This window comes from Nitrospirota bacterium (assembly GCA_030645475.1).
In the GTDB taxonomy this organism is placed as follows: domain Bacteria; phylum Nitrospirota; class Nitrospiria; order Nitrospirales; family Nitrospiraceae; genus Palsa-1315.
The window spans coordinates 1-4,243 of the sequence record JAUSMA010000043.1 but is presented as its reverse complement, the minus strand read 5'-3'; the positions used below and the strand labels follow the sequence as shown (position 1 = coordinate 4,243).

Sequence of the window (4,243 nt, the reverse complement as noted above, 5' to 3'; positions counted from 1 at the left end):
ATGCCCGCGCACCTCGTGGGGCATATTCAACAGGTTCCCAAGGAATGGAATGGTGCGGCTCTGATGGACGCGGTCGATGGGCTGCTTACCTATCACGGAACTGCGGGGGTTGAGTTCGCGGCAGTGGCGAAGCCGGTTCTGGTAGCAGACAAAGGTTGGTATCATGAACTGGGGATTGCCAAATGGCCACGATCGAGAGAGGAGTATCTTCAAAGTCTTGCCACTGAATGGTGGAAGGACGTGGATATTTCAGAAACATCGAGGCGAGCGCAAATTCTTGCCGGGTGGCATTTTTGTCGTCCCTCGTGGCAGGGGGGCTTCATTCTTGAGGATGATCCCGTGCAGAGTCCGATTTATGAAACGCTCCCTGATCTTTGGTCCAAGAATCAGGAAGTCATTGCAAGGGAATTAAGGACCATCCGTGATTGGGTTGCTTCCTCTCATAGGCATTACCACACATATAAGATGGGTCTCGCCAAAGAATTTTCCGCATGACATGCGCTGTGAGCAAATCTGGGGAAAGCCCTGTATTGCCGGTATCTTCAGCTGGTAGAGACGGACACAGTCGTGGTCGATGCAAGGTAACTCGAAACTATAAAGGTATATACCAGGATGGCCGTGAGAATTGAATCGCTCCCCCAGGAACGCCTTATCGAGGCGGTTTCGCCATATCTGAAGGCTATAATTCCCCAGGCAAGTTTGGAAGGGCGTGCACTCTGTCGTTCACGTCGTCGCGGGACGCTGGTGTCAACAATTCAGCTAGGACTTCAGCAAATCATTCGCTTCAAGAGGGAACGGTCTCAGGAGTCTACCGAGAGGCACTATTCTGATTCCTATGCCGACACCGGGGTAGAGGCCTTTGATGCTTGTCTGGCATCCACGGCTCGCTCAAACCCCTTCAAGCTAGGCAACGAAAGCTTATTGGTCTTACCTCCCAGTGGGCTTTACGCCGCCTATCTTGCAACTCTTTCGGATGTCGTTGGTCAGCTCAAGCCATCTTCGATCTGTGAAGTAGGATTCGGCTCCGGCAAGAACCTCATTTATCTGGCGCCGCGTTTTTCTGACATGCCGTTCTGCGGGTACGAGCTGACACATGAGGGAGTTGCTGTGGCCAAGAGTCTCCAGGAGAGACAAAGCCTTCCGCCGAATTTGGCAAAGCTTGTTGGCCGGAATGATGTGACAGCGATGGAGGCAGTGCGTCGGATTGATTTTCGTCAGGGCAACGCGAAGTGTTTATCGGCTCCTGACAAATCGTTCGATCTCACATTTACCGTGTTGGCACTTGAGCAAATGTGGCCAATTCTCCCTCAGGTGCTCGCAGAGATTCGAAGAGTCACTTGTCGATACGTCGTGTTTCTTGAAGCCTTCCGCGAAGCCAATGACTGGCTGGGCTACTTGAATCTTTTGGTCCGAAACTACTTTCGGGCGGACCTGAGGATGATGCAAGCAGCCGGATTTGCTCCCATCGCACTTTTTCGACAGCTGCCACTTAAGCACACACATGGTGTGGCCATGTTAGTTGCCGAAGTGGTGCCCGCCCCATCCCCAAATGCCAAAGTTCATTGATATGCCGAACGGACCTCATTTCCAGGGGAAGCTCCTTGAAATTCTTCCTCGGGGGCTGCGACTCCTGACAGAGCCTGAGCGCAGGAGGGCTATCCTGCTCAGTGTGCTCGTTTCCCTGACTGAAGTTGTGCAGGTTGTGGCCATGCTTCTGGTTTTGCCGGTTGTCGGAATTGTTGTGGAGCCTGATCTGTTGCAGAGTCATAGGGCAATGCAGCTCTTGCACGAAATCTTAGGTAGTCTGCCGGTAGAGCAATTCGTTTTCCTGCTTAGCGGTACTGCGCTCTTCTGTATAGCCGTTGGGCAGGCTGGGAATCTTTCCGTTCAGTCTGCGATCGAAGTTTTTGTATCCCGCATCCAGACGCGACTGGCACACGAGTTGTTAGGCGAAACGATCGCGGCTCCATACCCGTGGTTTCTTGAGAGAAATGCGGCCCAATTGGTTCGGCTGTTCCACAATGACATTGCCCTCTGGGGACGAGATTGTATTGGGAATATGCTGCGAGTGCTGACCCATGGACTCACCATCCTTGCTGGGGTGGTCGTGGTGATGGCCACGGCTCCAGTAGGAGGCGTTATCGCGCTTGCCATGGTCGCTGTGCTCGCGTATGGGATTCTGTGGGTCATACGACCATCGATCATCAAGTGGACAAATACAAAACGACAGGCAGCCGATCAGGCGATGATCATGGAAACCCAGATTCTGTCCGGTGTGAAAGATATCAAGGTCAATGGTGGAGAAGGATATTTTCTCCAATTATTCAAAGATTCTTATGGCCTAATGAGCCATGCCTCTGCTCGGGGGGTGATTCTGGGGCAGTTACCGACCTCCCTCTTGCTGCTCGTGGGGCAGTCCAGTCTCTTGCTCGTGGTGCTTATTCTCTGGAAGTCAGGCAGCCGGGGAGGGGAGATCGCCTCCCAGATGGCTCTCATCGTCTTGGTCACCTCGCGTGTGGTGCCGGCAGTCACTCGACTTTCCGCGACTATGACTTCGCTACTCAATGCGATACCGTGGGTGGAGGGCATTCTTACCTTACGGCACAGCATTCTGGAAGCTTCTCGGACTGTGACACCTGTTGGTAGAGTGATGCCCGTTCCTCTAGCTTGGCGGGATATCCGCTTCGACAGTGTGAGTTTTAGTTACAGCGGCACTGAACGACCGGTGCTGGCAGATTTGTCGATCGCTCTGGAACGCGGGCGATCCTACGGGTTGATCGGGGCCTCGGGTGCGGGGAAAAGCACCTTCGTCGATCTCCTGCTGGGGCTACAGACGCCGATCAGTGGAGACATTCTGATCGATGGGCAGCCGCTCAGGTCACTTGATACTCGAACCTGGCAGCGACGAATTGGTTATGTGTCCCAGTCGCCCTATTTCACAGACGACACGATCATGGCAAATGTTGCCTTCGGGGTCACAGATGCCATGATTGATGAGCCTTGGGTCGAGGAATGTCTAAGGATGGCGGGTTTGCAAGACTTTGTTGCCGGGTTGCCGGAGAGAGTGCGGACCAGGCTGGGGGATCGTGCCGTGAGAATCTCCGGCGGGGAGCGGCAGCGGATCGCTATTGCACGCGCTCTGTACCGGCGGCCTGACATATTGCTGCTGGATGAAGCCACTGGCGCGCTGGATTCTACGACTGAGCAGGTGATCATTCGTTCGTTGGAAGAACTTCGAGGCCGGATTACTATGGTCATTATCTCCCATAGAATGAGTGCCGTGTCGACCTGTGATCAGGTGCTGTTGCTCGATGCCGGGCGCGTAACCATGCACGGGACTTATTCCGACGTGCTGCGGCAACATCCGGCCAGCGCATGATCCGATTTCACAACGTGGAAGGTGTGGAGTATGTCGTTTTGTACGTCGTTCAGAATTGATGCCCGGGAGGTCGGCGACGGTGCTCCTGTGTTTATCATTGCAGAAGGGGGACTCTCCCATTTTGGCGACATGGAACTTGCCCGCCAACTGGTTAATCTGGCAGCAGATGGTGGAGCCGATGCGTTCAAGACACAGTTCTTCGATGTAGAGGCGTTGATTGCGCGACGTGCACAGGATTGGCGGGAGCGTCTGCGCCCGCGCAATCTGACATTTGTGCAAGCGCGGGAACTAAAGGATTTGTGTAGCCGACGCGGGCTTATTTTCCTTGCAACGGCGCACGATGAAACCCGTATCCGTTGGCTTCAGGATCTCGACGTGCCTGCGGTGAAGGTCGGCTCTGGAGAACGGAACAACCCGGCCTTTCTCTCGAAGCTGGCCTCAATAGGCAAGCCCATGATCGTTTCAACCGGAATGTACGGCGAATCGGACGTGCAAGAGGCTATCGAAGCATGTGCGGTTGCAGGTTGCCAGGAACTCGCGCTATTACATTGCGTGACGTCCTATCCCACCCCTTCCGATCAGGTGAACTTGGCGGCTATGGGCCGATTGAGTGAGATTTTTCTGGGGCCTGTCGGATACTCGGATCACACGGAGGATAACGTGGCTGTCTTGGCGGCCGTTGCCCGAGGAGCGGCGATTATTGAAAAGCATATTACGATTCTGCGCAATGTGCCCAATGCGCAAGACTGGAAAGTTTCTGCCGGGCCGGAGAATTTTGCGCAATTGGTGTCTGACATCCGACGCGTAAAGGGAATGATCGGGCATGGGAGAAAGGAACCTGCTCCCTGCGAGCGAGAGGGAGCC

General features: G+C 54.4%; 4 protein-coding genes. All 4 read left to right on the top strand.

Annotation, left to right across the window (positions count from 1 at the left end):
* On the top strand, positions 1 to 495 hold a 495-nt coding region (locus tag Q7U76_08880), incomplete at its 5' end, for a hypothetical protein (GenBank protein MDO8356488.1).
* 249 nt (positions 496 to 744) lie between these two features.
* Complete coding sequence (locus Q7U76_08875) at positions 745 to 1,566, top strand: class I SAM-dependent methyltransferase (protein MDO8356487.1); 822 nt, start codon at positions 745 to 747, stop codon at positions 1,564 to 1,566.
* Positions 1,550 to 3,379, top strand: coding sequence for an ABC transporter ATP-binding protein (locus Q7U76_08870; protein MDO8356486.1), 1,830 nt, complete (start codon positions 1,550 to 1,552; stop codon positions 3,377 to 3,379). The genes Q7U76_08875 and Q7U76_08870 overlap by 17 nt, the downstream gene beginning before the upstream one ends.
* 30 nt (positions 3,380 to 3,409) lie before the next feature.
* A partial coding sequence (locus Q7U76_08865; protein MDO8356485.1) for an N-acetylneuraminate synthase family protein occupies positions 3,410 to 4,243 on the top strand: 834 nt, incomplete at its 3' end.

Coding starts and splice junctions, on each gene's coding strand:
- Q7U76_08870 (MDO8356486.1), top strand. CDS start 1,550: ATGCCAAAGTTCATTGATATGCCGAACGGACCTCATTTCCAGGGGAAG.